Raw genomic sequence first — 1,785 nt, 5'->3', positions numbered from 1 at the left:
CGGTTTTCCCGCATCCGGCTTTCCGACAGGTTTCGTCACAAGGCGCACGTCGGCGACACTTTGCGCACGCGGTTCAGCACAAGTACGCCAGGGTTCCCATAGATCTGATCAGAGAACCGTCTGACGCCACGTCCTGGCGTCTTATGTCGTCTGCGCAGAAAGGCGAGCACGCGGTCAAAGACGTGTCGATCAACGGCCTGATGAGCCGTAGCAAGCGAGCCATAGCTGAAGTAAGCGGACCAGCCGCGCAGAAGGCGGTTCAGTCGTGCTTGTACTTCGGGCCAAGCGCCCTTGTTGCCCGGCGTCAGCAGTTCGCTGACCTTCCTCTTGATCCGCAGCACGCTTTTCTTCGACGGAGCCGCGCCAAGATACCACCGCCCCCCATTGCGGAAGTGGCGGGGTCCGAGCGTGTACCCAAGGAAGTCAAAGCTTTCCAATCGGGCATTCTTCACCGAGGTTTTAGTCTCGTTGAGTGTCAGCCCAAGCTTGGTCATCACCGCTTTCGTCCACGTCAATGCGTCTTCCGCGTGGCCGCGGCTGAGAATGACGAAGTCGTCGGCATAGGAGATAATCTGGCCATGGAATGCTTCACGCCGACCGCTGAGACGCCAATGCTTCAGGAACCGGTTCATGTAGATGACGGAGAGCAGCGGACTGATGACACCGCCCTGTGGCGTGCCACACTTGTTGCTCTTACCGCCGCTCATGCGCCGTTTCCCGTTGCTATCCCGCTCCTCGACCGGTACTCGCAGCCATAACTTAATCAGCCGCAGCACATTCCGGTCGACGATGCGTCGGGCCACCGATTTGAGGAGGTCCGAGTGCGGTATCGTGTCGAAGTATTTCGACAAATCGGCGTCAACAACATCTGTGTAGCCCCGGCACATAAGCCGGTGCACTTCCTTGACGGCATCGACCGCGCTGCGGCGCGGGCGATATCCATAAGCTCCGTCCTCAAAATCCGCCTCGAAGATCGGTTCCAGCACGATCTTTGCAGCAGCTTGGACGACCCGGTCCCGGATTGTTGGGATACCGAGCGGACGTTCGCCGCCGCCGGGCTTCGGGATCATCACCCGCCGCACCGGATCGGGCCGATAGGTCTTCGTGACGAGTTCATCGCGCAGGCCAGCCAACCATGCTTCGAGTCCCGACGCGTCGATCTGTTCGAAAGTTATTTCGTCCACTCCCGGCGCACCCGCGTTGGCGCGGGCCAGCTTGTAGGCATGGCTCAGAATGTCCTCGCGGCAGATCTTGTCGTACAGCACATAGAAGCGGAAGGCAGGCTCCGCCTTCGCTTTGCAATAAAGCTTTCTCTGAAGGCTCCTGATCTTATCGGGCGTTTCAAGGCTCATCGCCAATCTACCCTTTCCCTCGCCATCTTCAAAAGCGCACCTGAAGTCAGGGTCCTTTCCTCCGCCGGAATTACCCGGTTTCATCGGTACCTTTGACCCTGTCCGACTCCCGTCCGGTCCATCGACTACTCAATGCTGAAGGCGCGACCTTCGACCAAGACGGGTCTCCCCCGATTACCCGTACTACCTTTCCAACGTGCCGTGCCCATTACCCCGGTGAACCAGACAGGTGCGTGCGTCGATTGCTTCCCTGTCCGCACGGCCTTCCCCGCCATACGATCGGATCGGCATTCACATCGTAACTTTCGAGGCGTGCTCAGGCTTCACTCACGTTACGGCCCGCTGGATTGCTCGGCCGCCTAAAGCGACCTTTGTCACGAGGCTTCGATCCGTCCGATTGCTCGTCCAAACCGCTCGTCAGCTACCAGATCAA

The 1,785-nt window shown here is 59.2% G+C and carries 1 protein-coding gene; it reads right to left on the bottom strand.

The window, feature by feature from the left end:
• Window positions 1-35 precede the first annotated feature (35 nt).
• Window positions 36-1,352, bottom strand: coding sequence for a group II intron reverse transcriptase/maturase (gene ltrA, locus XI08_RS10035; protein ID WP_271574291.1), 1,317 nt, complete (start codon window positions 1,350-1,352; stop codon window positions 36-38).
• Between the last annotated feature and the right edge of the window lie 433 nt (window positions 1,353-1,785).

Source organism: Bradyrhizobium sp. CCBAU 11361, assembly GCF_028128935.1.
GTDB lineage: Bacteria > Pseudomonadota > Alphaproteobacteria > Rhizobiales > Xanthobacteraceae > Bradyrhizobium > Bradyrhizobium niftali.
Note: the sequence above shows the minus strand (reverse complement) of the source record. Positions and strands in the feature narration are given on the sequence as shown.